The organism is Micromonospora sp. DT68 (genome assembly GCF_049847245.1).
GTDB classification, from domain to species: domain Bacteria; phylum Actinomycetota; class Actinomycetes; order Mycobacteriales; family Micromonosporaceae; genus Micromonospora; species Micromonospora profundi.
Genome location: NZ_JBNCNZ010000060.1, coordinates 1 through 747 on the forward strand (window position 1 = coordinate 1; position 747 = coordinate 747).

At 66.3% G+C, this 747-nt stretch carries 1 protein-coding gene; it reads left to right on the plus strand.

Features of this window, described 5'->3' with window-relative positions:
- Positions 1-137 precede the first annotated feature (137 nt).
- Complete coding sequence (locus tag ACPXB1_RS30625; RefSeq protein WP_355631885.1) at positions 138-617, plus strand: GNAT family N-acetyltransferase; 480 nt, start codon at positions 138-140, stop codon at positions 615-617.
- Positions 618-747: the final 130 nt, after the last annotated feature.

The following is a 747-nucleotide window of genomic DNA, read 5'->3' on the forward strand; positions in this document are numbered from 1 at the left end:
AGGGCCACCAAGTCGATCTGCACCACGGCAGCGTACGCAGGTCCGTCGTGCTCGCCGCCCGTGCTCCGACAGCGGCAGATGCGTGCGAAGGAGGTCGGCTCGAGGCGCGTTGCTCGGCACTGGCTAGATTCGGTGGCATGCGCACCATCACGAACAACCGCCTCCTGCTGCGCCCCTGGCGCGATGACGACGCCGAGTTCCTTCTGGATCTCGAGTCGCGCTGGGAGGTCGTACGCTTCTTGGGCGCGCATCCCACGACCATGAGCACCCGCGAGGACGCACTCGCCTCGATCGCACGCCGGCTCGCCATCGACGACCCGATCCACGGAATCTGGGCCATCACCAGGGCCACGGATGGCCGCCTGGTGGGAAACCTTCTGCTCAAGCCGATTCCCCTGTCGGCCGGCGAGCCCTCGGGCGGGCCAAACGACGTCGAGATCGGCTGGCACCTGCATCCGGACGCCTGGGGACGCGGCTACGCCACCGAAGCAGCAGACGCCGTCCTCGCCGATGCATTCAGCCGGGGTCTGACGAAGGTCCTCGCCGTCACGGATCCCGACAACCATGCATCTGCGGCGGTCGCCGCAGAGCACGGTCGCCTAAAGGCAATCCCTTGATTGCCGCGTACACCGGGGCTGCGGATCCAATCAGCAGGTCTACCTGATCAGCAGCTACAGAGGTTGAAAGGCTGAAGTTCGCACCGTCACGGTGGTTCGGGGTCGAGGGTCATGCCGGTGTTGGCGAAGA

What these genes read in the sequence shown, in the direction of transcription:
- ACPXB1_RS30625 (WP_355631885.1), top strand. Translation starts at nt 138, where the DNA reads ATGCGCACCATCACGAACAACCGCCTCCTGCTGCGCCCCTGGCGCGAT.